General features: G+C 70.7%; 26 protein-coding genes. 13 read left to right on the plus strand and 13 right to left on the minus strand.

Annotation, left to right across the window (positions count from 1 at the left end; all coding sequences use genetic code 11):
- Positions 1-36: 36 nt before the first annotated feature.
- Positions 37-1209, minus strand: a complete 1173-nt coding sequence (locus AC5JJ1_RS21035; protein ID WP_495787069.1) for a mandelate racemase/muconate lactonizing enzyme family protein — start codon at positions 1207-1209, stop codon at positions 37-39.
- A 101-nt stretch (positions 1210-1310) separates the two neighbouring features.
- Between AC5JJ1_RS21035 and AC5JJ1_RS21040 the strand changes: the two genes are divergently transcribed.
- Positions 1311-2072 (plus strand): SDR family oxidoreductase, encoded by a 762-nt coding sequence (locus AC5JJ1_RS21040; protein WP_495787070.1) that lies wholly within the window; start codon positions 1311-1313, stop codon positions 2070-2072.
- A gap of 101 nt (positions 2073-2173) precedes the next feature.
- On the opposite strand, the gene AC5JJ1_RS21045 is transcribed toward AC5JJ1_RS21040, so the two are convergent.
- The 5 genes from AC5JJ1_RS21045 to AC5JJ1_RS21065 are packed head-to-tail and all read right to left on the minus strand — an operon-like array spanning position 2174 to position 8147.
- A complete protein-coding gene (locus AC5JJ1_RS21045; RefSeq protein WP_495787071.1) occupies positions 2174-3082 on the minus strand; it encodes a carbohydrate ABC transporter permease in 909 nt (302 codons plus the stop codon).
- On the minus strand, positions 3075-4031 hold the full coding sequence (locus AC5JJ1_RS21050) for a carbohydrate ABC transporter permease (protein ID WP_495787072.1): 957 nt from the start codon (positions 4029-4031) through the stop codon (positions 3075-3077). The genes AC5JJ1_RS21045 and AC5JJ1_RS21050 overlap by 8 nt, the downstream gene beginning before the upstream one ends.
- A gap of 50 nt (positions 4032-4081) precedes the next feature.
- A complete protein-coding gene (locus tag AC5JJ1_RS21055; protein ID WP_495787073.1) occupies positions 4082-5410 on the minus strand; it encodes an ABC transporter substrate-binding protein in 1329 nt (442 codons plus the stop codon).
- Positions 5411-5439: 29 nt separating this feature from the next.
- On the minus strand, positions 5440-6489 hold the full coding sequence (locus AC5JJ1_RS21060) for an ABC transporter ATP-binding protein (RefSeq protein WP_495787074.1): 1050 nt from the start codon (positions 6487-6489) through the stop codon (positions 5440-5442).
- A 32-nt stretch (positions 6490-6521) separates the two neighbouring features.
- The gene (locus tag AC5JJ1_RS21065) at positions 6522-8147 is read right to left on the minus strand and encodes a thiamine pyrophosphate-requiring protein (RefSeq protein ID WP_495787075.1); all 1626 of its coding nucleotides are present in this window, start codon (positions 8145-8147) and stop codon (positions 6522-6524) included.
- Between the two features lie 197 nt (positions 8148-8344).
- Between AC5JJ1_RS21065 and AC5JJ1_RS21070 the strand changes: the two genes are divergently transcribed.
- From AC5JJ1_RS21070 to AC5JJ1_RS21085, 4 genes are read left to right on the plus strand one after another with little or no spacing between them, the layout of a single operon-like run.
- Complete coding sequence (locus AC5JJ1_RS21070; protein WP_495787076.1) at positions 8345-8539, plus strand: hypothetical protein; 195 nt, start codon at positions 8345-8347, stop codon at positions 8537-8539.
- Complete coding sequence (locus AC5JJ1_RS21075; protein WP_495787077.1) at positions 8536-9921, plus strand: amidase; 1386 nt, start codon at positions 8536-8538, stop codon at positions 9919-9921. Before AC5JJ1_RS21070 ends, AC5JJ1_RS21075 begins: the two co-directional genes overlap by 4 nt.
- Positions 9918-10469, plus strand: coding sequence for an RNA polymerase sigma factor (locus AC5JJ1_RS21080; RefSeq protein WP_495787078.1), 552 nt, complete (start codon positions 9918-9920; stop codon positions 10467-10469). Before AC5JJ1_RS21075 ends, AC5JJ1_RS21080 begins: the two co-directional genes overlap by 4 nt.
- Entirely contained in the window at positions 10470-11117 is a 648-nt protein-coding gene (locus AC5JJ1_RS21085) for an NrsF family protein (RefSeq protein WP_495787079.1), read from the plus strand.
- A gap of 29 nt (positions 11118-11146) precedes the next feature.
- On the opposite strand, the gene AC5JJ1_RS21090 is transcribed toward AC5JJ1_RS21085, so the two are convergent.
- Entirely contained in the window at positions 11147-11341 is a 195-nt protein-coding gene (locus AC5JJ1_RS21090) for a hypothetical protein (protein WP_495787080.1), read from the minus strand.
- 197 nt (positions 11342-11538) lie between these two features.
- On the opposite strand from AC5JJ1_RS21090, the gene AC5JJ1_RS21095 reads away from it, so the two are divergent.
- From AC5JJ1_RS21095 to AC5JJ1_RS21125, 7 genes are all read left to right on the plus strand, one after another.
- Positions 11539-13266, plus strand: coding sequence for an acetolactate synthase catalytic subunit (locus AC5JJ1_RS21095; RefSeq protein ID WP_495787081.1), 1728 nt, complete (start codon positions 11539-11541; stop codon positions 13264-13266).
- Complete coding sequence (locus tag AC5JJ1_RS21100; RefSeq protein ID WP_495787082.1) at positions 13266-14297, plus strand: zinc-dependent alcohol dehydrogenase; 1032 nt, start codon at positions 13266-13268, stop codon at positions 14295-14297. Before AC5JJ1_RS21095 ends, AC5JJ1_RS21100 begins: the two co-directional genes overlap by 1 nt.
- Positions 14294-15055, plus strand: a complete 762-nt coding sequence (locus tag AC5JJ1_RS21105) for an SDR family oxidoreductase (RefSeq protein WP_495787083.1) — start codon at positions 14294-14296, stop codon at positions 15053-15055. Before AC5JJ1_RS21100 ends, AC5JJ1_RS21105 begins: the two co-directional genes overlap by 4 nt.
- Before the next feature lie 110 nt (positions 15056-15165).
- Positions 15166-15942, plus strand: coding sequence for a signal peptidase I (gene lepB / locus AC5JJ1_RS21110; protein ID WP_495787084.1), 777 nt, complete (start codon positions 15166-15168; stop codon positions 15940-15942).
- A gap of 4 nt (positions 15943-15946) precedes the next feature.
- Entirely contained in the window at positions 15947-16636 is a 690-nt protein-coding gene (rnc, locus tag AC5JJ1_RS21115) for a ribonuclease III (RefSeq protein WP_495787085.1), read from the plus strand.
- The gene (gene era, locus AC5JJ1_RS21120; protein WP_495787086.1) at positions 16633-17544 is read left to right on the plus strand and encodes a GTPase Era; all 912 of its coding nucleotides are present in this window, start codon (positions 16633-16635) and stop codon (positions 17542-17544) included. The genes rnc and era overlap by 4 nt, the downstream gene beginning before the upstream one ends.
- Positions 17545-17721: 177 nt before the next feature.
- The gene (locus AC5JJ1_RS21125; protein ID WP_495787087.1) at positions 17722-18957 is read left to right on the plus strand and encodes an MFS transporter; all 1236 of its coding nucleotides are present in this window, start codon (positions 17722-17724) and stop codon (positions 18955-18957) included.
- Here AC5JJ1_RS21125 and AC5JJ1_RS21130 read toward each other — a convergent pair.
- Both AC5JJ1_RS21130 and AC5JJ1_RS21135 read right to left on the minus strand, forming a co-directional pair.
- A complete protein-coding gene (locus tag AC5JJ1_RS21130) occupies positions 18950-20146 on the minus strand; it encodes a CaiB/BaiF CoA transferase family protein (RefSeq protein ID WP_495787088.1) in 1197 nt (398 codons plus the stop codon). The two genes, AC5JJ1_RS21125 and AC5JJ1_RS21130, sit on opposite strands and share 8 nt — an antisense overlap.
- On the minus strand, positions 20143-21075 hold the full coding sequence (locus AC5JJ1_RS21135; RefSeq protein WP_495787089.1) for a hypothetical protein: 933 nt from the start codon (positions 21073-21075) through the stop codon (positions 20143-20145). Before AC5JJ1_RS21135 ends, AC5JJ1_RS21130 begins: the two co-directional genes overlap by 4 nt.
- A 115-nt stretch (positions 21076-21190) precedes the next feature.
- On the opposite strand from AC5JJ1_RS21135, the gene AC5JJ1_RS21140 reads away from it, so the two are divergent.
- Positions 21191-22429 (plus strand): MFS transporter, encoded by a 1239-nt coding sequence (locus AC5JJ1_RS21140; protein ID WP_495787090.1) that lies wholly within the window; start codon positions 21191-21193, stop codon positions 22427-22429.
- A 56-nt stretch (positions 22430-22485) separates the two neighbouring features.
- Here the strand turns inward: AC5JJ1_RS21140 and AC5JJ1_RS21145 are convergent, their stop codons facing one another.
- The 4 genes from AC5JJ1_RS21145 to AC5JJ1_RS21160 all read right to left on the minus strand — a co-directional run bounded on the left by AC5JJ1_RS21145 (position 22486) and on the right by AC5JJ1_RS21160 (position 23884).
- Positions 22486-22617 (minus strand): hypothetical protein, encoded by a 132-nt coding sequence (locus AC5JJ1_RS21145; RefSeq protein WP_495787091.1) that lies wholly within the window; start codon positions 22615-22617, stop codon positions 22486-22488.
- A gap of 475 nt (positions 22618-23092) precedes the next feature.
- Positions 23093-23215: a hypothetical protein gene (locus tag AC5JJ1_RS21150; RefSeq protein ID WP_495787092.1), complete on the minus strand. Its 123-nt coding sequence runs from the start codon at positions 23213-23215 to the stop codon at positions 23093-23095.
- Between the two features lie 28 nt (positions 23216-23243).
- The gene (locus AC5JJ1_RS21155) at positions 23244-23564 is read right to left on the minus strand and encodes a DUF1488 family protein (protein WP_495750233.1); all 321 of its coding nucleotides are present in this window, start codon (positions 23562-23564) and stop codon (positions 23244-23246) included.
- Entirely contained in the window at positions 23561-23884 is a 324-nt protein-coding gene (locus AC5JJ1_RS21160) for a hypothetical protein (protein ID WP_495787093.1), read from the minus strand. The genes AC5JJ1_RS21155 and AC5JJ1_RS21160 overlap by 4 nt, the downstream gene beginning before the upstream one ends.
- Positions 23885-23971 lie beyond the last annotated feature (87 nt).

Raw genomic sequence — 23971 nt, forward strand, 5'->3', positions numbered from 1 at the left:
GCCTGCGGCGCCGCGGCGCCTTCGGCCATCGGGCCGCTACTTCGGCGGCCGCGCGCGGATCGCGGCCTCGTTCACCTCGACGCCCCAGCCGGGGCCGGTCGGCAGCACCAGCTCGCCATTCTCGATCACCGGCGGCGGCGTGAACTCGTCGCGCCAGGAGACGCTGTCGATGTCGATCTCCATGACGCGGAAATTCGGGATGCAGGCGCTGAAGGCGGCGCTGATCATGCTGCACAGGTTGCCGTAGAAATTATGCGGCGCGCAATTGACCTCGTAGACGTCGCACATCGCGGCGATCCTCACCGACTCGCCGAGGCCGTTCCAGATGACGTCGACGATGCCGACATCCATGGCGTAGTGCTCGAGGAAGGGGCGGAACTCGCGGCGGCCGTGCAGCGTCTCGCAGGAGGCGATGGGGCAGGGGGCCATGCGCTTGATCGTGGCCAGCGCCGCCGCGTCGTGCTGGTCGATCTCGAGCCAGGTGAGGTCGAATTCCGCAACGGCCTCGGCCACTCGCTGGAAGCCCTCGGTGCGGAAGTGGAAGTTGGTGTCGAGATGGAGGCCCATCTCCGGCCCGACCGCCTCGCGGATGGTCCGCAGGTGATGCTTGAGCTGGGCCAGCGTCCGGTTGTCCCAGTTCAGCTCCGGCCAGCCGGCATGGCGGCCGAAGCCGGGGGAGTACTGGTAGAGCAGCCCGTCCGGACCGGGGATCAGGATGTTGGTCTTGAGGCCGCGGAAGCCCATCGCCTTCACCTCGGCGGCGTGGCGGGCGACCTCGTCGTAATCGGTCAGCGGCGGCACGCCCATATGCTTGGCGTTGCGGACGCGGTAGCTGCCGAAATGCGACCAGTAGACGGGAATGCGCTCCCGGATCGGGCCGCCGAAGAGGGCGGCGACGGAGATCCCCCGCGCACGGGCCGCGATGTCGAGCAGCGCATTCTCGATGGCGGCGATGGCCTGCTGGTTCAGCCCGCCGCGCGACTGGCGGGTCATGACATGGAGCCAGGCCGTCACCTCCTCCCATCGCGTCGGGTCGCGGCCGATGATGAGGGGCGAGAGGCCCTCGATGACGGCGGAGAGGCCGGTGCTGCCGAAGCTCTCATTGTACTCGGACCAGCCGACGAGGCCGTCATCCGTCGTCACCTTGAGGAAGGAGAACAGGCGCCAGCCCGCATCCGCGCGCAGCGTCTCGACCCGGGCGATCTTCATCGCTTCCTCCGCTTCCTCACCCGGCACAAGCGAAGCATGGCAGCGGCGCCTCCACAAGACGGCGGGACGCGGCTAGCCTCCCTGCATCGAGGGAGGATGCGATGAGCAAGCTCACGGGGAAGATCGCCTGGGTGACCGGGGCCGGCAGCGGCATCGGCGAAGCGGTGGCGGAGCGCTTCGCGGCGGAGGGTGCCGCCGTCGTCATCACCGGCCGGCGGAGGGAGAGGCTGGAGGAGGTTGCCGGGCGGATCCGCGCCGCGGGCGGGACGGCGCATGTGCAGCCGGCCGACCTGATGAAATCGGCCGAGGTGCAGCGCGTGGCCGACTGGGTCGGCGCCGAGGTCGGGCGGCTCGACCTGCTGGTGAGCAATGCCGGGCTCAACATCACCGAGCGGGGCTGGGACCGCATCAGCCCCGAGGGGATCGACGAGCTGATCCAGGGCAACCTCGCCTCCGCCTTCTATGTCGCGCGGGCGGTGCTGCCGATCATGCGGAAGCAGGGTGGCGGGGTGATGATCCACACCGCCTCCATGGCCGGGCGGCATGTCGGAGTGATGAGCGGCGGCGGCTACTCGGCGGCGAAGCACGGCGTCGTCGCCATGAGCCACAGCATCAACATGGAGGAATGCGTCAACGGCATCCGCTCCACCGCCTTCTGCCCCGGCGAGGTGAATACCGAGATCCTGAAGAAGCGGCCGAACCCGCTGAGCCAGGAGCAGCTCGACCAGATGCTGCAGCCGGCGGATTGCGCCGAGTTGCTGCTCTATGTGGCAACGCTGCCGCCGCATGTGACGATGAACGAGGTCTGGCTCACCCCGACCCACAACCGCGGCTATGTCGCGGCCCTGGGCCGGAAGCTGTGAGCAAGGTCGGCAAAGGCTGGAGCGGCCGAAGCCGTTGCACCACGCGACCCAGCACCAAGCCGGCCCCGGTCCACGGCTGATCGCGGACCAGGGCTGGGCGGCTACTCCTTCACCGCACCGGTGAGGGAGGAGACGTAGTAGTCGACGAAGAAGGAATAGAAGATGGCGACCGGCAGCGAGCCGAGCAGGCTGCCCGCCATCAGCGCGCCCCATTGGTAGACGTCACCCGAGACCAGCTCGGTCAGGATGGCGACGGGGACGGTCTTGTTCTCGCTGCTCTGGATGAAGGCGAGCGCATAGATGAACTCGTTCCAGGACAGCGTGAAGCTGAAGATGCCGGCCGAGATCAGCCCCGGCACCGCCAGCGGCAGGGTGATCTGGCGGAGGATCTGCAGCCGCGTCGCCCCATCGATGAGGGCGCACTCCTCGAGCTCATAGGGGATCGACTTGAAGTAGCCGATCAGCAGCCAGGTGCAGAAGGGCACGAGGAAGGTCGGGTAGGTGAGGATCAGCGCCAGCGGGCTGTCGAAGAGGCCGAGGCGGAAGACCATCGTCGCCAGCGGGATGAAGAGGATGGAGGGTGGGACGAGATAGGCGAGGTAGATCGCCAGCCCGACATATTGGCTGCCCTTGAAGCGCAGCCGCTGGATCGCATAGGCCGCGAGCGTGGAGGAGAAGAGCGAGAGGAAGGTCGCGCAGACCGCGACCGTCATCGTCGTCACCAGCCAATGCGGATAGGCCGTGTTGAACAGCAGGTGCTTGATGTGGTCCAGCGTCGGCGAGCCGATCCAGAACGGGTTGTAGGTCTTGTAGTCGAAGAGCTCGGCATTCGGCTTGAACGCCGTCACCGTCATCCAATAGAACGGAAACAGCAGGATGATGACGAAGCAGGCGAGCGGCAGGTAGAGCGTCACCATCCGGCGCGCCTTGCTGTCCCAGGCCATCGCCTCCGGCTGGGCGGTGGCGGCGTTGCTCTGCGTGGCCTCGGGCAGTACCGCGGCGTCAGTCATTGCCTTCTCCTTGCTGCCACTTGCGCCGGGCCAGGCCGAAATAGCTGAAGAGCGTTGCGAAGACGAGGAAGGGGATCATCGACACGGCGATCGCCGCGCCCTCGCCGAGCTGCCCGCCGGGAATGCCGCGCTGGAAGGCGAGCGTCGCCAGCAGATGCGTCGAGTTCACCGGCCCGCCGCGGGTGATGGCGTAGACCAGCTGGAAGTCGGTGAAGGTGAAGATGATGCTGAAGGTCATGACGATGGCCAGGATCGGCATCAGCATCGGGAAGGTGATGTAGCGGAAGCGCTGCCATCCGGTGGAGCCGTCGAGCAGCGCTGCCTCGTAGAGTGAGGGCGAGATGGTCTGCAGCCCCGCCAGCAGCGAGATGGCGACGAAGGGGATGCCGCGCCAGATATTCGCCGCGATCAGCGAGAAGCGCGCCGGCCAGGCGCTGCCGAGGAAGTCGATGTAGTGGTCGAGCACGCCGAGCTTGTCGACCAGCAGGAAGGAGATGATCGAGAATTGCGGGTCGTAGATCCACCAGAAGGCGATGGCGGACAGCACCGTTGGCACGATCCAGGGCAGCAGGATGATGGCGCGGAGCAGCGACTTGAAGGGCAGGTGGTTGTTCAGCAGCAGCGCCAGCCAAAGGCCGAGGGCGAACTTACCGATCGTCGCGATGCCGGTATAGAACACGCTGTAGAAGACGGCGTTCCACCACAACGGGTCTTCCAGCAGGTACTGGAAGTTCTCGAGCCCCACCCAGTAGCCGCTGCGGCCGATGGTGGTGTCGGTGAAGGCGAGCCAGATGCCGAGGCCGAGCGGATAGGTGAGGAAGACCAGCAGCAGCCCCGCCGCCGGCAGCAGGCAGGCGAAGGCGAGGAAGGGTTTCCAGTCGAAGAGCCTGACCAGCCAATTCGGCTGCTGGTTCGGCCGGGTCCAGACCTGGGCGGTGGTGGCGGACATGCTTGGCTCCCCGATCGGGGGCGGCGCCGGTATGGCGCCGCCCGCGCGGCTCAGCGGCGGAAGTAGCGACGGGCGCGGCGCTCGGCCTCGCGCGCCGCGGCTTCGGGCGTCGACTGGCCCGAGGCGACGGCGGCGCACATCTGCACCATCACATAGTCGGCGGTCGCGGCGCCCGTCGCTTCCGACAGCGGTCCCTTGTAGCCGTTGTAGAAGGAGCTGCGCATCGTGTCCTTGAACAGCGCGACCTTCGGGTCGCTGGTCCAGACCGCACTCGCATCGTAATTTGCCAGCGGATGCGCCCAATAGCCCAGGTTGGCGTTCAGCCACGGGTCGTACTGGTCCCGCTCCAACATGAATTGCAGGAAGGCCTTGGAGGCGTTCGGGTAGCGGCTGTGCTTGAACAGCATGGCGTTCAGCGTCAGGCCGGACATGGGCGACTCGCTCAGGATGCCCTTCGGCAGCACCTGATGCTCGCTGTCCTCGGCGATCGCGGCGGTGGCCGGGTCGTTTTTCACGCTGAAATAGAGCGAGACGCCGTTCGCCGTCATCCAGCATTCGCTCGCCGCATAGGCGCGGTTGTTGCTGATATCGCCCCAGGAGAGTGTGCCCGGCAGGAAGGTTGGGTACAGCTCCTTCAGGTAGTTCAGCGCGCTGAGTGTCTCCTTGCTGTTGATGGCGACCTTGCCCTCCTCGTCGACGAGGTAGCCGCCATGCGACCAGACCAGCCAGTTGGCGAAGCCGTTGCCGTCGCCCACCGCATTGCCGAGGGCGAAGCCGGCCGGCTTGTTCGCCGCCTTCAGCTTCTTGCAGAGGTCGAGATAGGCGGCGTGGTCGTCCGGCACGCGGTCGAAGCCGGCGGCCGTCACCGCTGACTTGCGGTAGATGGTGGGGCCCGCCGTCGCGCCGAAGGGCAGGCCGATCCAGCTGTTGCTGGCATTCTTCTTGCCGTAGCGCTGCGCCAGCCTCAGCCAGCCGCCATAGCGCTTGCCGAGATAGTCGGCGACGTCGGTCAGCTCGACCAGCTTGTCGACATAGATATGCGGCGCGTCGCCGAAGCCGATGATCATGTCCGGCCCGGCGCCGGTATTGGCCGTCACTGCCGTCTGCTGGGTGATGTCCTCCCAGCCGACGAAGTCGACGCGGACCTGCACGCCGGTCTTCTGGGTGAACTTCGCGGCGTTGGCGCGGAACACCTCCTCATCCGGCTGGACGAAGCGGACGGGGCGCAGCATGCGGAGCGTGGCGCCGCTCTCGATCGGCAGGTTCGGCTCCGGCACCTCGGCGGCCTGGATCTGCGTTTGGGCGGAGGCGCGGAAGGCGGCGAGGGCGGCAGCCGAAAGCCCGAGCTTCAGCGCGGCGCGCCGGTGGATGATGTGCATTCCCTTTGTTTTCCCCGTGGTCTTGTTGGTTATGCGGCAAGCCGCCGGCCGGAGCCGGCTTCGAAAAGGTGCACCAGCCCCATCTCGGGCATGATGCGGATGGTCTCGCCGGGGCGCGCGGTGACGCGCTCGCGGAAGGCGCAGGTGAGCGGCGTCTCGCCGATGCGGGCGATGACCTGCGTCTCGGAGCCGGTCGGCTCCACCAAGACGACGGTGGCCGGGATGCCGTCCTCGCGCAGCTGGATATGCTCGGGGCGGATGCCGTAGATGCCCGCCTCGCCGCGCAGGCTCCCCGGCAGCGGCAGCACGGCGCCGCCCTCGGCCTGGAAGCCGCCTTCGCCGAGGCCGCCCTTCACCAGGTTCATCGCCGGCGAGCCGATGAAGCCGGCGACGAAGAGGTTGGCGGGGCGGTCATAGAGTTCGAGCGGCGGGCCGGCCTGCTCCACATTCCCGCCATTCATGACGACGATCTTGTCGGCCATGGTCATGGCCTCGATCTGGTCGTGGGTGACGTAGACGGTGGTGACGCGCAGCCGCTGGTGCAGCTCCTTGATCTCGGCGCGCATCTGCACGCGCAGCTTGGCGTCGAGGTTGGAGAGCGGCTCGTCGAAGAGGAAGACCTGCGGGTTGCGGACGATGGCGCGGCCCATCGCCACGCGCTGCCGCTGGCCGCCCGAAAGCTGGCGCGGGTAGCGCTGCAGCAGCGCCTCCAGCCCAAGAATCTTCGCCGCCCGGCCGACCTCCTGCTCCATCACCTCCTTCGGCGCCTTGGCCAGCTTCATGGAGAAGGCCATGTTGTCGAAGACGGTCATGTGCGGGTAGAGCGCGTAGTTCTGGAACACCATGGCGATGTCCCGGTCCTTCGGCGGCACGTTGTTCACCACGCGCGGGCCGATGGCGATCTCCCCGCTGGTGATGTTTTCGAGGCCCGCCAGCATGCGCAGCAGGGTCGACTTGCCGCAGCCCGAGGGCCCGACCAGCACCACGAATTCCCCATCCGCGATATCGACGTTGACGCCGTGCAGCACCTGCACGGGGCCGAAGGCTTTCCGGACATTGCGGATCTCGACGGTGGCCATTGGTCCTCCCTGGTGGGCGCGGCGGTTCTTGTTCAGGCAAAGCGGGAGACCTGCGTCTCCTTGGAGGTGATGAACTCCAGCAGCGCGGGGATGCCCTGCTGCGTCTTCTCGATGCCGCGCCGGATGGCGGGCACGATCTCGGCCGGCTCGGTGACGCGCTCGCCGTGCCCGCCGAAGGCACGGGCCATTGCCGCATAGTCGCCGGAGATGTCGGTGCTGCGGTACCGCTCCGTGCTGATCGGCATGACCTTCAGCTCGATCGCCATGGAGAAATTGTTCAGCAGCACGGACATGATGGGGATGCGTTCGCGCACGCAGGTCTCGAAATCCATGCCCGTAAAGCCGATGGCGGCATCGCCCCAGACATTGATGCAGAGCTTCTCCGGCGCCGCCAGCTTCGCCCCCATGGCGAGGCCGAGCCCGTAGCCGAGCTGCGTCGTCTTGCCCCAGCCGAGATAGGAAAGCGGCGTGGTCGAGCGCCAGAAGGGCGAGAGCTGGTCCCGCGGGCTGCCGGCATCATGGGTGATGATGGTGTTGTCGCGGTCGACCGTGTGCTGCAGGTCCCAGAGGACGCGATAGGGGTTCAGCGGTGCTTCGTTATGCATCAGCTTCGGCATCCATTCGGCGAGCCAGGGCTCGCGGACGGACTGGATCTCGGCCGCAACCGGCGCCTGGTCGCGCGGCGCATGGGCGGCGAGTTCGGCGAGCAGCGCATCGAGCGTCAGCGCCGCGTCGCCGATGAGGCCGATCTCCGCCTGCACATCCTTGTTCAGGTGCATCGGGTCCAGCGTCGCATGGATGATGCGCGGGCCGCGCGGGATGCGGACGCCGAAATTGGTCTCGGTGAAGGAGCAGCCGATGCCGAGGATGACATCCGCCTGGTCGAGGAAGTGGCGCACCGGCCGCGGCACGGCGAGGCCGCCGGAGCCGAGGCTCAGCGGGTGGTCCTCGTTGAAGGAGGACTTGCCGCCGAGGCTCGTCGTCACCGGCGCCGCCAGCAGCTCGGCCAGCGCCTGCAGCTGCGGCCAGGCGCGGGCCCAATGCACGCCCGTGCCGGCATAGATCACCGGCCGCTTCGCATCGGCTAGCATGCGTGCGGCGCGCTTCACATCGGCCGGGTCGGGCCCGTAGCGCGTCGCCAGCACCGGCTGGTAGTCGAGGGGCTCCGGCACCTCCTCGTTCCACATGTCGGTCGGGATCTCGACCAGCACCGGCCCGCCGCGGCCGTTGCGCAGCCTGCTGAAGGCGCGGCGGAGGATGTTCGGCACCTCGGCGGCGAGGGTGATCGGCTCGGCGCTCTTGGTGATACCGCGCATCGCGGCGGTCGAGTTGAAATTAGGGTCGACATGGGCGAGGCGCCGCGGATAGCCCATGGGCAGCACCAGGATCGGCACGCTCTCGCCATAGGCCTGGGCGACGCCGCCATAGGCATTCTCGCTGCCCGGCCCGTGCTGCATGCAGAAGGCGCCGAGCTTGCGGCCGGAAGTGACGCGCGAGATGGCATCCGCCATGTGCAGGCCGATCCGCTCCTGCCGGACCATGACGGGGCGGATGTCCCGGGCGGCGGCGTGCTCGATGAGATGGTTCACCGGGTAGCCGGTGAGGATCTCGATCCCCTCGCGCCTCATGATCTCTGCGATCGCGTCGCCGAGCTTCATTGGGTCATCCTCCCCGAGATGGGCGTTCAGCCCTTATGGCGGCGCCGGCATCCGACCCCGCTTTCGTTCTCCGGGCGGCAGCCTAGCCCCCGCCGGGCCGGATGCGCAACCGGGCCTCCGGGGCTTGTGCGGGGTGGTTTCCGCGCCGCGGAATCGCGGCATACTCGGGGGTCACATCCCGTCGAGGAGGACGAGGCATGCCGCAGCCGATCACCGATGCCGAGCTGGAGGCGATGCTCGCACGCGCCGGCATCCCGCTCAGCCCGGAGCAACGGATGGGCATTCTACCGGCGCTGCCGGGGCTGGCGGCCATGCAGGCGCTGATCCGCTCGCCCCTGCCGGAGGCGGAGGCCGAGCCGGCGACGACCTTCGCCGCGGGGACGGGCCGGTGATCCCCAGCATCGCCGAGGCGGCGGCGCTGATCGCCGCGCGCAAACTCTCGCCGGTGGAGCTGGCGGAGGCCTGCCTCGCGCGCGTGGAGCGGCTCGAGGGGCAGCTCCATGCCTTCATCCGGCCGATGCCGGAGGAGGCGCGGGCGGCGGCGCGGGCGGCCGAGGCCCGGATCATGCGCGACGGGCCGCGCGGGCCGCTGGACGGCATCCCCTTCGCGCACAAGGACATCTACGGCACGGCTGGCATCCCGACGACGGCGCATTCGCGGGTGCTGCAGGATCATGTGCCCGGCGCCGATGCGACGACGGTCGCCAAGCTGGCGGCGGCGGGCATCGTCCCCTTCGGCAAGCTGGCGACGCATGAATTCGCCTTCGGCGGCCCCAGCTTCGACCTGCCCTGGCCCCCGGCGCGCAACCCGTGGAACACCGCGCACTTCACCGCCGGCTCCTCGAGCGGCACTGGGGCGGCGGTGGCCGCGGGGATGGTGCTGGGCGGGACGGGGTCGGATACCGGCGGCTCGATCCGCGGGCCGGCGGCGCTCTGCGGCATCACCGGGATCAAGCCAACCTACGGGCTCTGCTCCCGCGCCGGCATCCTGCCGCTGGCGCAGAGCCTCGACCATGCCGGGCCGATGGCCTGGACTGTGGAGGATTGCGCCATCCTGCTCCAGGCCATGGCCGGCCACGACCCGGCCGACCCGGCCAGCGCCGACCGGCCGGTGCCGCACTTCCGTGGCGAGCTCGGCCGCGGCGTGAGGGGGCTGCGCGTCGGCGTCATCCGGCACTTCCACGAGGCGGACCTCCCGGTGAGCCCGGCGACGCTGGCCGGCATCGAGGGCGCGGCCGCCTTCTTCCGCGCCGAGGGGGCGGAGGTGGGGGACGTGACGCTGCCCTCGCTCGCCGAGTTCAATGCCTGCGGCTGGATCATCCTGCTGGCCGAGGCCTTCGCCGTGCACGAGACCTGGATGCGGCGGGACCCGAACCTCTATGGCGAGCTGCTGCGCGACCGCCTGGTGCTGGGCGGGCTGCTCTCGGGCGCCGACTACCTGCAAGCGCAGAAGCGGCGGCGCGCGCTGGTCGCGGCGACCGAGGCGGCCGCGGCAGGGTGCGACCTGCTGCTGACCGCGGCCGCGCAGGGCGAGGCGCCGCGGATCGAGGAGGTGCCGAAATGGGGTTTCCTCGAGCGGCCCAATTTCACCATCCCCTTCAACGTCACCGGCTGGCCCGGCATCGCCGTGCCGGCCGGCTTCGGCGAGGGCGGCCTGCCGGTCGCCCTCCAGCTGGTGGCCAAGCCTTTCGCCGAGCCGCTGCTCTTCCGCGCCGCCCATGCCTATGAGGCGGCCCATGCCTGGCGTGCGACGCGCCCCGCCCTGGCCGCGTGACCCGGACGGAGGGGGAATGGGAGGCCTGGATGGCGGCGGCGCAGGCTGGCGACGCCGCCGCCTATGACCGGCTGCTGCGGGCGGCACTGCCGCTGCTGCGGGCGGTGGCGCGCCGGCGCATCGCCAACCCGGCAGAGGCGGAGGATGCGGTGCAGGACGCGCTGCTCACCATCCACCGGCTCCGCCACGCCTACGAGCCGGCGCGGCCGATCCGGCCCTGGCTGGTCGCCATCTGCGAGCGGCGGGCGATCGACCGGCTGCGCCGGCAGGGGCGCCGCGGCGGGCGCGAGGCGCCGCTCGAGGATTTCGAGGAAACCTTGGCGGCCCCTGCGGCGAACCGTGGGGAGGAACGAGTGGCTTCGACCGAATTGCGGGCCGCGGTCGCCGAGCTGAGCCCGGCGCAGCGGACGGCGCTCCGCCTCGCCAAGCTGGAGGACCTGTCGCTGGCCGAGGCCAGCGCCCGGTCCGGCATGTCCGTCGGCGCACTGAAGGTGGCGACGCATCGGGCGATGAAGGTCCTGCGGCGGCGTCTGGGCGTGGAGGAATAGGTGCGGAGCGAGGAGCTGATCGGCGAGCTGGCGGCCGGGCTGCGGCCGGTGCGGCGGATGGCCTCGCCCGCGCGGCAGGCGGCACTCTGGCTTGGCCTGGCGGCCGGGGCGGTCACGCTTGCTGTGCTGGTGAATGGGCTGCGGCACGACCTGCATGAGCGGATGCTGATGCCGCAGGAGGTCGGGCAATGGCTCGCTTCCGTGCTCGCCGGCATGCTGGCGGCGGTGGCGGCGGCGATGCTGGCCCGGCCGGACCGAAGCTGGCGCTGGGTGCTGCTGCCGGTGCCGGCGCTGCTCGCCTGGCTCGGCAGCCTCGGCTGGGGGTGCCTGGCGGATCTTGAGCGGCTTGGGCCCATGTCCGGGCAGATCGGGACGAGCTGGGGCTGCCTGCGCTTCATCCTGGCGCTCGGGCTACCGCTGGCCGCGGCGCAGTTCTGGCTGCTGCGGCATGCCGGGCCGGTGCGGCCGGTGCCGGTGCTGCTGCTGGGCGGCCTCGCCTCGGCCGCGCTCTGCTCGGCGGGGCTCAGCCTCTTCCACCACCTGGATGCGGCGGTGATGGTGCTGCTCTGGCATGGCGGGGCCATGCTGCTGCTGGTGCTGGCGGGGGCCTTGCTGGGGCGCCCGCTCTTCATACGGCATCAGGCCTAGGGCACGATCCGCGGTCGCAGGATCACGGGTCATGCGTGAGCGTGTTGTCGTGTCGCATGCTTCAGGCTTCCGGCGATGATGCGCAAGAGGAGGTCCGCTGCCGGCAGGACGCTGTCGACCACGCCTTTGAGCCGGACGCCGTCGCCATGGCCGAGCTCGATCACGGCGCGGTCGTCGCCGCCATGGGGGCTGGCATGGCTGGCGATGGCCGCCCTCCGCAGCATCGGCGGCCGTGGGGCCTGGCGGCCATAGGTGCCCGTCCCGACGGGCGAGCGGCCGAGGGCCGAGCGGGCCGGTCCTGGGAGAAGCGGGGGTTTTGCGTCGGCAGGGCCCCGCGGTCCGGCCTCCGGCTTGACGCCCCTCCGCCCTCGGCCATCCAATCCCGCCACGAGCCCGCGACAGGGCCACAGGGGGAAGCACCATGCCGGACCATGCCAGCGCCGCGAACGCCACCGTCGCCCTGCGCCTTGCGGAGGCCTTCGCCCGGCATGGGGTGACTCTGACTTTCGGCCAGAGCCTGCCTTCCGCATTCCACCTGGCCGCGCCGCATGCGGGCATCGACCAGAAGGTCTATCGCCAGGAGAATGCCGGCGGCGCCATGGCGGATGGCTATGCGCGGATCGCCCGCAAGGTCGGCGTCGTCACTGCGCAGAACGGGCCGGCCGCGACCCTGCTGGTGGCGCCGCTGGCTGAGGCGCTGAAGGCCAGCATCCCTATCCTCGCCCTGGTGCAGGAGGTGACGCGGGATGCGACGGACCGCAACGCCTTCCAGGAGCTCGACCACATGAACCTCTTCGCCCCGGTGGCGAAGTGGGTCCGCCGCCTCGACCGGGCGGACCGGCTGGACGACTATGTCGACATGGCCTTCACCGCCGCCTGCTCCGGCCGGCCGGGGCCGGCGGTGCTGCTGGTGCCGGCCGATCTGCTGACCGAGGCGGCGCCGCTCGCCTCGCTGCGCCCGCGCCGCCTCTCGCTCGGCGAGGTGCCGCTCGACCGCAGCCTCGCCGACCCGGCGGCCATCGCTGCGGCGGCGGAGGCGCTGGCGATGGCCCGGCATCCGCTGGTGGTCGCGGGGGGCGGGATGCATCTCTCCGGCGCGGCGGCGGAGCTGGCGGCGCTGCAGGAACGGGCGCACCTGCCGGTCGCCACCACCGTCATGGGCAAGGGCGCGGCGGACGAGACCTATCCGCTGACGCTCGGCATCATCGGCTACGTCATGGGGCAGGGCGCGCGGACGGCGGCGCTCCGCCCGATGGTGGAGCGGGCCGACCTAGTGCTGCTGGTCGGCAGCAGGACGAACCAGAACGGCACGGATAGCTGGACACTCTTCGGCCCGGAGACGCGCTTCATCCACCTCGATGCCGATCCGATGGAGGTCGGGCGCAACTACGAGGCGATGCGGCTGGTGGGCGACGCCAAGCTCACCCTCGCCGCGCTGACCGAGGCGCTGGAGAGGCGCGACCTCTCCGCCCGCGCCGCCGCCCGGCCGGTGATCGAGGCGGAGATCGCCGGGGCGGTCGCGGACTGGCGCCGCACCATCGACGGCGTCATCACGCGCGACGCCGCGCCCTGCCGGCCGGAGCGGCTGATGGCGGAGCTCGACCGGCTGATCGCGCCGGAGGACATCGTCGTCGCCGATGCCTCCTACTCCTCCATCTGGATCGCCAACTACCTGACGGCGCGGCGGCCGGGGCAGCGCTTCCTGACGCCGCGCGGCATCGCCGGCCTGGGCTGGGGGCTGCCGATGGCGATCGGCGCGCAGATCGCGGCGCCCGAGGCGCGCGTCGTCTGCCTCTGCGGCGATGGCGGCTTCGCCCATAGCTGGGCGGAGCTCGAGACGCTGCGGCGGATGGAGCTGCCGATCGTCACCCTGGTGCTGAACAACGGCATCCTCGGCTACCAGAAGCATGCCGAGGAGGTGAAATTCGGCGAGCATACCAAGGCCGTCTTCTTCGCTTCGGTCGACCATGCCGCCATCGCCCGCGCCTGCGGGGTGGAAGGCCGGCAGGTCGCGCGGGGCGGCGAGATCGGCCCGGCGCTGGCTGAGGCGCTGGCGGCGCGGCGGCCGGTGCTGCTCGATGTCCTCACCGACCCGGATGCGAAGCCGCCCATTTCCTTCTATGCCGGCCACTATCCGGAGCCCTTCTGATGCTGGCGCTGCGCAAGGCAGGGGCCGGCTTCGGCCTCGAATTCCAGGAGGTGCCGGAGGCGCCGCCGCCGGGCCCCGGCGAGGTGGTGGTCGAGGTCGAGGCGGCCGGCATCTGCGGCTCCGACGTCCATGCCTATGAGTGGACGGGGGGCTACGAGTTCATGACCCCGCACATGCCGCTCACCCTCGGCCATGAATTCGCGGGGCAGGTGGTGCGGGCCGGCACCGGCTCCGGCTGGGCGGAGGGGGTGCGGGTCGCCGTCATCCCCTTTGTCGCCTGCGGCCATTGCGCCGCTTGCCAGGCGAACGACGCCCGCAACTGCACCCGGCGCGAGGGCATCGGGCTGACGCGCGATGGCGGCTTCGCCCGTACCGTCCGCATCCCCGCCCGGTGCTGCGTCGCGGTGCCCGATGAGGTGGATGCGGAGCTGGCCGCGCTGGCCGAGCCGCTCGGCGTCGGCGCCGAGGCGGTGCTGACCGGCGAAGTCGGGCTCGGCGAGACGGTGCTGGTGCTGGGGCCGGGGACCATCGGCCAGGCGATCGCGCTGATGGCGCGGCGGGCCGGCGCGGCGCGGGTGATCGTCGCCGGACGGGCGGATGGGCCGCGCTTCGCGGTGCTCCATGCGCTCGGCTTCACCGAGACGGTCGATGTAGCGGAGGCGCCGCTGGCGGAGCAGGTGATGGCGCTGACCGGCGGCCGCCCCGTCGATGTGGTACTGGAGGCGACGGGCGTGCCGGCGAGCCTCAACGAGGGGCTGTCGGTGCTGCGGAAAGGGGGCGTGATCGTTGCCGCCGGCATCCATGCCGGGGCGCTGACCCTGCCGCTGACGGAATTCGTCCGCATGCGCCACCAGCTCCGCGCCACCCATGGCGCCGCGCGGCAGACCTGGGACCGGGTGATGGCGCATCTCGCCGCCGAGCCGGAGGCCTTCCGCCCGATGATCACCCATCGCCTCCCGCTGGAGCGCGGGATCGAGGGCTTCGAGCTCGCCCAGCAGCGGGCGGCCAGCAAGGTGATCCTCGCGCCATGAGCAACGGGGACAAGGTGGCGCTGGTCACCGGCGCGGCGCGCGGCATCGGCGCGGCCATCGCCCACAAGCTGGCGGCGCTCGGCCACCCGGTGGTCGTCGCCGATGTGCTGGAGGAGCGGGAGGCGGTGGCCGGGGCCATCGGCGCGGCGGGCGGCCAGGCGCGGGCCATCGCCCTTGACGTGGCGGACGAGGCGGCCGCCGCCGGCCTGCCCGCGGCGCTCGGCGACTGGTGGGAGCGGCTCGGCATCCTCGTCAACAATGCGGGCATCTCGCCCAAGGGGCCAGACGGCCGCGCGCGGCCCATCCGCGAGATGCCGGCCGAGGAGTGGCGGCGGGTGCTGGCCGTGAACCTCACCGGCGCCTTCCTCGTCTCCCAGGCCTGCCTGCCGCCGCTGCGGGCCCGGCGCTGGGGGCGGATCATCATGCTGACCAGTCAGGCGGCGCGGGCCAGGAGCCAGATCGCCGGCGCCCACTACACCGCGGCCAAGTCCGGGCTGATGGGCTTCGCGCGCAGCCTCGCGACCGAGCTGGGCCCGGATGGAATCACGGTGAACAGCATCGCCCCGGGCCGCATCGACACGCCGATGGCCCGCGGCACCACCGATGCCGCGAATGCCGCCTTCGCCGCCAATATCCCGCTCGGTCGACTGGGGACGCCGGAGGATGTGGCGGAAGTGGCGGCTTTCCTCGCCTCCGAGGCGGCCGGCTACCTGACTGGCGCGACCATCGATGTCGGCGGCGGCAGCTACATGCCGTAACCGGCGCCTTCCTTGACACCCCACCCCCCGGCAGGCTTCATCCCCGCCGCCTGATGCCGTATCCCCAGCTTCCGGGGACCCGACCCGCGGGCGAACCCCCTCCTGCACCGATGGGTCAGAGCTTGAGCACCTCCATGGCGAAGAAGAAGAGCGGCGGCTGGCTTGAGAGCATCAAGACCGTCGTCTATGCCGGGCTGATCGCCGTCGGCATCCGTACCGTCGCCTTCGAGCCGTTCAACATTCCCTCCGGCTCCATGATCCCGACGCTGCTGGTGGGCGACTACCTCTTCGTCTCGAAGTATTCCTACGGCTATTCGCGCTATTCGATGCCCTTCGGCCCGAACCTGTTCCAGGGCCGCATCTTCGGCAGCCTGCCGGCGCGGGGCGACGTCGCCGTCTTCAAGCTGCCGCGCGATACCAGCCAGGACTACATCAAGCGCATCATCGGCCTGCCCGGCGACCGCATCCAGGTGAGGGCCGGCCTGCTCTACATCAACGGCACCGCCGTCAAGCGCGAGGCGGTCGGGCCCTATGTGGTCGAGGGCGACGGGCCGCGGATGACGGTGCGCCTCTACCGCGAGACCCTGCCGGGCGCGGCGGGCGGGCCGGAGCGGACGCACCCGATCATCGAGCAGTCGGATGACGGGCCGCTCGACAACACCACCGAGTACCGTGTGCCCGAGGGCCATGTCTTCGCCATGGGCGACAACCGCGACAACAGCCTGGACAGCCGGGTGCAGAATGCGGTCGGCTTCATCCCGGTCGACAACCTGGTCGGCCGCGCGGAATTCATCTTCTTCTCGGTCGACGGCTCCGCCGCCTGGTGGGAGGTTTGGGCATGGCCCTTCGCTATCCGCTGGTCCAGGCTGATCTCCGCGGTCCGCTGATCGCATGACGACGGGGGGGGACCTCACGGCCTTCGCCCTCCGGCTCGGCCATCAATTTGCCCGGCCGGCGCTGCTGACCCAGGCGCTCACCCATCGCTCCGCCGCCGACCCGAAGCGCGCCCAGCTCGACAGCAACGAGCGGTTGGAATTCCTCGGCGACCGGGTACTGGCCCTGCTGATCGCCGAATGGCTCTCCGAGCGCTTCCCCGAGGAGCGCGAGGGCGACCTCGGCAAGCGGCTCGGCGTGCTGGTGGCGCGCGACACGCTGACCCGCATCGCTGAGGGGCTCGGCCTCGCCGGCGTGCTCCGGGTGCCGCAATCGGAGGGGCGGGCCGGCCTGCGCGAGCGGGCCAATGTGCTGGCCGATGCGATGGAGGCGCTGCTCGGCGCGCTCTACCTCGATGGCGGGCTGCCCGTGGCGCGCGCCCTGGTGCGGCGGGAATGGGAGGCGCAGATGGGCGCCGACCCGCGCCCGCCCATGTCGGCCAAGAGCCGGCTGCAGGAATACACGCTCGGGCGGGGGCTCGGCCTGCCGGAATACCGGCTGGTCTCCTCGACCGGCCCGTCGCACCAGCCGATCTTCGTCGTCGCGGTGAGCGCGGCGGGGCGGGAGGCCGAGGGGATGGGGGAGTCGAAGCGCGCGGCGGAGCAGGTGGCGGCCGAGGCCTGGCTCGCCCAATTGGAGCAGGAATGAGCGAGAGCGTGCAGGAGGGGCCCCGCTGCGGCCTGGTGGCCGTGGTCGGCGCGCCGAATGCCGGCAAGTCGACGCTGGTGAATGCGCTGGCCGGGGCCAAGGTCACCATCGTCTCGCCGAAGCCGCAGACCACGCGCTTCCGCATCCGCGCGGTGGTGATGCACCGGGGCGCACAGATCGTCCTGGTCGACACGCCGGGCATCTTCGCCCCGAGGCGGCGGCTGGACCGGGCGATGGTCGCCGCCGCCTGGGGCGGGGCGCAGGATGCCGACCGCACGCTGCTGATCGTCGATGCGCGCGCCGGCCTGACGGATGCCGTCCGCGCCATCGTCGAGCGGCTGGCCAGAGACCGGCGGCCGATTTGGCTGGCCCTCAACAAGGTGGACCTGATCGACCCGCCGCGGCTGTTGCCGCTCGCGCAGGAGCTGAACGCGCTGCTCGCGGTCGAGGAGACCTTCATGATCTCGGCCGAGAAGGCGAGGGGGCTCGACCGCCTGCTCGACCGCCTGGCCGAGGCCATGCCGCCCGGCCCCTACCTCTTCCCGGAGGACGAACTCTCCGACCTGCCCAACCGCATGCTGGTCGCCGAGATCGTCCGCGAGCAGATCCTCCGCCAGACCCATGAGGAGGTGCCGCACCATGCGACGGTCGAGACCGAGAACTGGCAGGAGCGGAAGGATGGCAGCGTCCGGGTTGACTGCACCGTCTATGTCGGCCGAGCGACGCAGAAGGCAATCCTGATCGGCGATGGCGGGGCGCGCATCAAGGCGATCGGCCAGAGCGCGCGGCGCGAGCTGGAGGGGCTGCTGGAGCGGCGGGTCCATCTCTTCCTCAACGTGAAGGACCGGCCGGGCTGGGACGAGGAGCGTGGGCGGCTGCGGGCGCTGGGCCTGGAGGATGATGGCTAGAGCAAACTCCGATCGGATGGAGTCATCCGATCGGAGTAAGTTGCTCGCCAGAACAACAGCCTGGAGCGAGTTCCGTGAGCCGGCGCGAACGGAGCGCGCTCCAGGCTTCGCAAGGCGGCGAAGCATGGCACCGGCGGGGACGGGCAGGGTGTGCCAGCCGCCCTTGGAGAAGACCTGATGTCGCTCGCCGCCACGCCCGCCATCCCGCAGGAGCCGTCCTTCTTCGGCTGGCGCGTGGCCTGGGCGGCCTTCACCGTCGCGGTCTTCGGCTGGGGGATGAGCTTCTACGGGCCGCCGATCTTCCTGCATGCCATCCAGGCAAAGCGGGGCTGGTCGGTGGCGCTGGTCTCGGCCGCCGTGACCAGCCATTTCCTTCTGGGCGCCGTCGTCGTCGCCAACCTGGCCGCGCTGCACGGGCGCTTCGGCATCGTCGCGGTGACGCGGGTGGCGGCGGTGGCGACCGCGCTCGGCTTCCTCGGCTGGGCGCTGGCGGCGGAGCCTTGGCAGCTCTTCGCCGCGACGCTGGTGAGCGGCTTCGGCTGGGCGGCAACCGGCGGCGCCGCGATCAATGCGATGGTCTCGCCCTGGTTCGCGCGGCGGCGCTCGGCCGCGCTGAGCCTGGCCTATAACGGGGCGAGTGTCGGCGGCATCCTGATGTCGCCGCTCTGGGTGGCGCTGATCGCGGCCTTCGGCTTCACGGGCGCCGCGGCGCTGGTGGGCGGGGCGATGGTGCTGGCGCTGTGGTGGCTGTCGGGGCGCTACTTCGCGCCGACGCCGGCCTCGCTCGGCCAGCGCCCGGATGGCGGGGCGGCGGGCCCCGTGGTGCCGGCCGGGCCGGCGATGCTGCCGGGCCAGGCCCTCTGGCGGGACCGGCGCTTCATTACTCTGGCGGTGGCGGCCTCGCTCGTCCTCTTCGCCCAGATCGGGCTGATCGCGCATCTCTTCTCGCTGCTGCTGCCGGCGATGGGGGCGCAGGGGGCGGGCTTCGCGGCCGGGCTGGCGACCGCCTGCGCCATCGCCGGGCGGACGGTGTTCGGCTGGCTGCTGCCGCCGGAGGCGGACCGCCGGCGGGTGGCGGCGGCGAATTCCGCGCTGCAGGTCGTGGGGTCGCTGGCGCTGCTGGCGGCAGGCGGGACGGCGGTGCCGCTGCTGCTGCTGGGAGTCGTGCTGTTCGGGCTCGGGCTCGGCAATGCCGCCTCGCTGCCGCCGCTGATCGCGCAGCAGGATTTCGCGCCCGCCGATACGGCGCGAGCGGTGGCGCTGGTCACGGCCTGCAACCAGGCGGTCTATGCCTTCGCCCCAGCCGCCTTCGGGCTGCTTCGGACGGTGGGGGACTCCTGGCTCTTCATCGCCGCGGCGGTGATCCAGCTCGCCGCGGCCTGGGTGGTGCTGATGGGGCGGCGGGCTAGATGACGCCCGCCTCGCGGAAGGCGGCGATCCGCGCCGGGTCGTAGCCCGCCGCCGCCAGTACCGCCTCGGCATCGGCGCCGAGCGCAGGCGCCGGCCGGTCCAGCCGCGCCGCGCCATGGGCGAGGCGGAAGCCGGTGGTGGCGAAGCGCAGCCGGCCCCAGGGCGTCTCCACCTCCTGCAGGGCGTCGCGGGCGCGGATCTGGCGATGGTCGATCACCTCGTCGACGCGCCAGATGCGGGCGCAGGGGGCGCCGGCCTCGTTCAGCCGCCGCTCCCACTCGGAGGCGTCGGCGGCGGTGAGCGCGCCCTCGATCACCTCCCGCAGCAGGGCGGCGTTCTCGAGGCGGAGGAACCAGTCGGCCAGGCGCGGCTCCTCCAGCGCCTCGGCGCGGCCGATGGCGCGCATGAGCGCCTCGTACTGCCGGTCGGTGTTGACGGCGAGGAGGAGGTGCCCGTCGCGGGCGCGGAAGAGGTTGGCCGTCGCGCGCCGGCTGACCGCCTGGTTGCCCCAGGGCTGCTGCCTGTGGCCGGCGACGGTCCAGTCCGCCACCTGGCCGCCGAGGAAGGCGAGGGTCGATTCCAGCATCGACACATCGACCCGCTGGCCCCAGCCGGTATGCGTCCGCTGGAACAGCGCCGAGGCGACGGCGAAGGCCGCCGTCATGCCGGAGAGCTGGTCGCAGACGGCGAAGCCGGCGCGCAGCGGCTCGCCGCCCGGATGGCCGGTCATCGCCATGATGCCGGACATGGCCTGGATGCGGCCGTCATAGCCCGCCTCCAGCCGGTCGGGCCCGGTCTGGCCGAAGGCGGAGACGCTGCAGAAGATGAGCCGCGGGTTGACCTCCGCCAGCGCCTCGTAGCCGATGCCGAGCCGGTCCATTACGCCGGGGCGGAAATTCTCCATCACCACATCCGCCTCGGCGGCGAGTCGGAGCAGGATCTCCCGCGCCTCCGGCCGCTGCAGGTCGAGGGTGAGGCTGCGCTTGTTGCCGTTCACCGCCTGCCAGGCGGGGGCCATGCCGCGCTCCGCCCAATCGCGGGCGAGCGGGGTGCGGCGCATGTCCTCGCCCTCGCGGCGCTCGACCTTCACCACATCGGCGCCGAGCAGGGCGAGCTGGTAGCTGGCGAAGGGGCCGGCCAAGACCTGCGTGAAGTCGAGGATGCGGACGCCCTCGAAGGGGCGCGCGCTCATGCCGCCTTCTCGCGCAGGTCGCGGGCGATGGCCTTCTGGCGGAGGAACTCCTCCTTACGTCGCGCCAGCTCCTCCGGCCCGATCTGCTCGAGGTTGAGGTAGTCGAGCTTCCACTCCCCCGTCTCGTCCCAGCGCTGCGGCGATTGCAGGGTGGTGCGGGGGGCGATGGCGGTCTCGAGCAGGCGCAGCGCAAGCTCCAGCGTCGCCGCCTGGCTCGCCGGGTCGTGCGGGCGGCCGGCGGCATTGCCGAGCGGGAAGTCGCCGAACAGGAAGCGCGGCACGCCGCAATGTTCGACGATGTCCTTGGCGCAGCCCATCACCACGGTCGGGATGCCGTGCTGCTCCAGGTAGCGCGCCGTCAGGCTGACGGTCTGGTGGCAGACCGGGCAGTTGGGAACGAGCACCGCGACCTCCGCCCCGTCGCGCAGGCAGCGGGCGAGGATCTCAGGGCAATCGGTCTCCACCGTGTGGCGGTGGCTGCGGTTGGTAGGCGCGCCGTGGAAATGCTCGGTCAGCCCGCCGATGCGCCCGGCCGCGGCGGCATCGCGCAGCGCCTGGAGCGGGAACCAGGCGCGCATGTCGGTCGCCGGGCTGTGCTTCCGGTCATAGGCGATGTGCGAGATGCGGAGGTCGTGCTCCTCATCCATCCGGCCGGAATAGGCCTGGTAGAATTTGGCGGAGGAATTGTAGGGCGCGCCGGGGCCCTGGTCGCCCTTGGCCGGGTCGAAGGGGGCGGCGGTGGTGATGAGCGTCACGCGGCTCTCCGTCAGCGGCCTGCGCAGCGGGGAGAAGGGCACCTCGCGGTAATGCGCCCAGCGATAGGGGTCGTAGCCGATCGCCCGGTAATACTCGCGGGTGCGCTGCATATAGGGGACGGGGCTGTCGTAGTCGGGCGCGAAGCCCATCGCCCGGTCGATCTCCGCGGTCATGGTTCGTCTCCTCTTGGAGGGTGAGGCTAAGCCCAGGGCAGCCCGGGTCAAGCGCGGGGCCTCGCCTGGCGCCTGCGTCCCTGGCATGCTGGGTGGAATGTCAGGAGGAAACTGCATGGCTGCGACGGCGGATGGCGTGGACTCGCGCTATGCCTGGATGCGGCTCGGCGTCTCGGTGGCGCTCAGCACGCTGGGCGGGGTCGGGCTCTGGTCGATCGTCGTGGCGTTGCCGGCGGTGCAGGCGGAGTTCGGCACGCTGCGCGCCGACGCCTCGCTGCCCTACACGCTGACGACCATCGGCTTCGCTATTGGCGGGGTGCTGATGGGGCGGGCGGCGGACCGGTTCGGGGTCATGGTGCCGGTGATCTTCGGCACGCTGGCGCTCTCGGCCGGCTACGTGGCGAGCGCCTTCGCCGCCAGCATGGGGCAGTTCGCGGTCATATATGGCCTGTTGATCGGGCTGCTCGGCTCCTGCGCCACCTTCGGGCCGCTGGTGGCCGATACCTCGCTCTGGTTCGCGCGGCGGCGGGGGCTGGCGGTCTCGCTCTGTGCCAGCGGCAACTACTTCGCGGGCGCCTTCTGGCCGCCGGTGCTGCAGCACTTCATCGAGACCGTGGGCTGGCGGCAGGCGCATATCGGCATCGGCATCCTCTGCCTCGTCACCATGCTGCCGCTGGCGCTCGTGCTGCGGCGCCGGCCGCCGGCCCAGGCCGTGCCGGTCGCGGCGCCGGCCGGCACCCGCGGCACCTTCGGCCTGCCGCCGAATGCGCTGCAGGCGCTGCTGATGTTCGCCGGCATCTCCTGCTGCGTGGCGATGGCGATGCCGCAGGTGCATATCGTCGCCTATTGCGTCGATCTTGGCTATGGCGCGGCGCGCGGGGCGGAGATGCTCTCGCTCATGCTCGCCTGCGGCGTGGTCAGCCGCCTCGCCTCCGGCTGGATCCTCGACCGGATCGGCAGCCGGGAGACGCTGCTGCTCGGGGCGACGCTCCAGGCCGTCGCCCTGTCGCTCTTCCTGCCCTTCGACGGGCTGTCCTCGCTCTATGCCATCTCGGCCGTGTTCGGCCTGTTCCAGGGCGGGATCGTGCCGAGCTACGCCATCATCGTGCGGGAGAGCTTCCCGGCGAAGGAGGCCGGGCTGCGGGTCGGGCTGGTGCTGTCCTCGACCCTGGTGGGAATGGCGCTGGGCGGCTGGATGTCGGGGGCGATCTTCGACGCCACGGCTTCCTACCGGATGGCGGTGATCAACGGGCTGGCTTGGAACGCGGTCACCATGGCGATCGCGGCCTGGCTTGTCTGGCGAGGGGGAGCGGAACTCCGGAGGCCGCCGACCCGGCCCATCTGGCAATCTTGATCCCGGCCCGCTCCAAGCCGGGAGGCTGCGGAACAGGCGGAGGCCGGGCCTGGGCGTCAGGCGCGTGGGATGGGAGGGGTGGCGACGACGTCGTCCTCATCATCCTTGGGTGCATAGGGCGACACGTAGCCCACCTGGCTCTGAATCATCACCAACGTACTGCAAACCAAGGCGGCGAGCACCACCAAGTGGGACCATATGCCCGACTGTGGGTCCCTCCAATTCAGTACCCATAGCACTGCCGTGATGACCGCGGAGGCAATGATCCAAAGCCATCTGTTGGCGGCGATATGCGCGCCCGCATAAGCGGCCGATGCCCTATAGGCCTGTACTGGCATTTGCGGGGTTCCTTGTTTCGCGGGCTCGGCGAGCCAGCATGCGGTGGCCGAGGCGAGACCGGGCGGGGTCGTCTTCCTTCGCCACCGCGAAGCTCACCAGAAGAAGCGATGGCGACGGGGCGGAGGCCGGGATCCGACCCTGGCTTGCGCCGGCGTGTTCCTCTCATGCAGCGCGGTCGCGCGGTCCATCCGGTTGGCGGCGGCTGCGGCGAGCTCGCTCCATCGGCGACGGTACCGCAGGACGCGGAGTCTACGCCTGATCAGCCCCAGCATGGGCGCCTTGCAGGCACATCGGCGCAAGGACGGATGGGGGGCGCCTCCGGCGTCATCGGCTTCTGCCCTCGCCGGCCCGGACCAGCGACGCCCGCCGGGCCTGGCGCATGGCTGCGGCCAGCGATGTCGCCCCGAGCACCAGGATCAGCGCAACCAAGCTGAGCGTCATCGTCATCTGAATGCAATGTCCCTTGGAAAGCGCCTCATGAATCAAGCCTGGCCGCGGAACGCATCGCGGCAGCATGGTCCTCGAGGTCACTCGACCAGACCGTGAGCGGCGTCGGACATGGCGAGACCCGCCGCTGGAGCTTGCTGTGCACGGCGGCCTCGATCTGGATGCGGGCCGCCTTAAAGCGTTTCAGCACGTCCTCCGTCTTGAAGCATGGCCCGGGGACCAGCTCGCGCAGGACGAGAGGTGACACGGCGCATAGCACTACCTGCATGTCGTGCTGCACGTCGAAGAGCACGCGCCGGCCGTCCCATCGGGCATCCGGGGCGATCCCGCTCATGTCGCCGTCCGTCATGAGCGCCGGTCCTGGCGCGTCGGCCCGCCATCCGCCGTCTCGCACGACAGGGCGCGACCGACGTCGCCATCGAAACCGGCGTCATGGAGGGCGGTGCTGTCGGCAGCGGCGGCGCTCGGCCCATGGGCGGACATGTCCTCGGACATCGGCATCGGAGCGACGGCCATGCCGGCCCGCTGGTCTGCCGGCATCGAGCGGGCCTCAGGCACACGCTGCCAGAGCTCCGGCGGATGGATCCGGCCAGACCGCCAAAACGTCTCCTTTTCCGGATTGGACGGCTTGGCGAAGATAGCCGCCGACCGTTGTGCGTGAATAAGCATTGAAGGCCTCCGGGATCGGGACGAAGCCTGCGCGCCCACGTCAGGACATGTCCTTCCCGTGCGTTCGGCGGCAGCGTTACTCCGGCG

It is taken from the genome of Belnapia sp. (assembly GCF_059504005.1).

Bases quoted from the DNA above. Each gene is read 5' to 3' on its own strand.
- AC5JJ1_RS21035 (WP_495787069.1), bottom strand. From the start codon at position 1,209: ATGAAGATCGCCCGGGTCGAGACGCTGCGCGCGGATGCGGGCTGGCGC.
- AC5JJ1_RS21040 (WP_495787070.1), top strand. From the start codon at position 1,311: ATGAGCAAGCTCACGGGGAAGATCGCCTGGGTGACCGGGGCCGGCAGC.
- AC5JJ1_RS21045 (WP_495787071.1), bottom strand. From the start codon at position 3,082: ATGACTGACGCCGCGGTACTGCCCGAGGCCACGCAGAGCAACGCCGCC.
- AC5JJ1_RS21050 (WP_495787072.1), bottom strand. From the start codon at position 4,031: ATGTCCGCCACCACCGCCCAGGTCTGGACCCGGCCGAACCAGCAGCCG.
- AC5JJ1_RS21055 (WP_495787073.1), bottom strand. From the start codon at position 5,410: ATGCACATCATCCACCGGCGCGCCGCGCTGAAGCTCGGGCTTTCGGCT.
- AC5JJ1_RS21060 (WP_495787074.1), bottom strand. From the start codon at position 6,489: ATGGCCACCGTCGAGATCCGCAATGTCCGGAAAGCCTTCGGCCCCGTG.
- AC5JJ1_RS21065 (WP_495787075.1), bottom strand. From the start codon at position 8,147: ATGAAGCTCGGCGACGCGATCGCAGAGATCATGAGGCGCGAGGGGATC.
- AC5JJ1_RS21070 (WP_495787076.1), top strand. From the start codon at position 8,345: ATGCCGCAGCCGATCACCGATGCCGAGCTGGAGGCGATGCTCGCACGC.
- AC5JJ1_RS21090 (WP_495787080.1), bottom strand. From the start codon at position 11,341: ATGCTGCGGAGGGCGGCCATCGCCAGCCATGCCAGCCCCCATGGCGGC.
- AC5JJ1_RS21095 (WP_495787081.1), top strand. From the start codon at position 11,539: ATGCCGGACCATGCCAGCGCCGCGAACGCCACCGTCGCCCTGCGCCTT.
- AC5JJ1_RS21100 (WP_495787082.1), top strand. From the start codon at position 13,266: ATGCTGGCGCTGCGCAAGGCAGGGGCCGGCTTCGGCCTCGAATTCCAG.
- AC5JJ1_RS21105 (WP_495787083.1), top strand. From the start codon at position 14,294: ATGAGCAACGGGGACAAGGTGGCGCTGGTCACCGGCGCGGCGCGCGGC.
- lepB (WP_495787084.1), top strand. From the start codon at position 15,166: ATGGGTCAGAGCTTGAGCACCTCCATGGCGAAGAAGAAGAGCGGCGGC.
- rnc (WP_495787085.1), top strand. From the start codon at position 15,947: ATGACGACGGGGGGGGACCTCACGGCCTTCGCCCTCCGGCTCGGCCAT.
- era (WP_495787086.1), top strand. From the start codon at position 16,633: ATGAGCGAGAGCGTGCAGGAGGGGCCCCGCTGCGGCCTGGTGGCCGTG.
- AC5JJ1_RS21125 (WP_495787087.1), top strand. From the start codon at position 17,722: ATGTCGCTCGCCGCCACGCCCGCCATCCCGCAGGAGCCGTCCTTCTTC.
- AC5JJ1_RS21130 (WP_495787088.1), bottom strand. From the start codon at position 20,146: ATGAGCGCGCGCCCCTTCGAGGGCGTCCGCATCCTCGACTTCACGCAG.
- AC5JJ1_RS21135 (WP_495787089.1), bottom strand. From the start codon at position 21,075: ATGACCGCGGAGATCGACCGGGCGATGGGCTTCGCGCCCGACTACGAC.
- AC5JJ1_RS21140 (WP_495787090.1), top strand. From the start codon at position 21,191: ATGGCTGCGACGGCGGATGGCGTGGACTCGCGCTATGCCTGGATGCGG.
- AC5JJ1_RS21150 (WP_495787092.1), bottom strand. From the start codon at position 23,215: ATGACGATGACGCTCAGCTTGGTTGCGCTGATCCTGGTGCTCGGGGCG.
- AC5JJ1_RS21155 (WP_495750233.1), bottom strand. From the start codon at position 23,564: ATGACGGACGGCGACATGAGCGGGATCGCCCCGGATGCCCGATGGGAC.
- AC5JJ1_RS21160 (WP_495787093.1), bottom strand. From the start codon at position 23,884: ATGCTTATTCACGCACAACGGTCGGCGGCTATCTTCGCCAAGCCGTCC.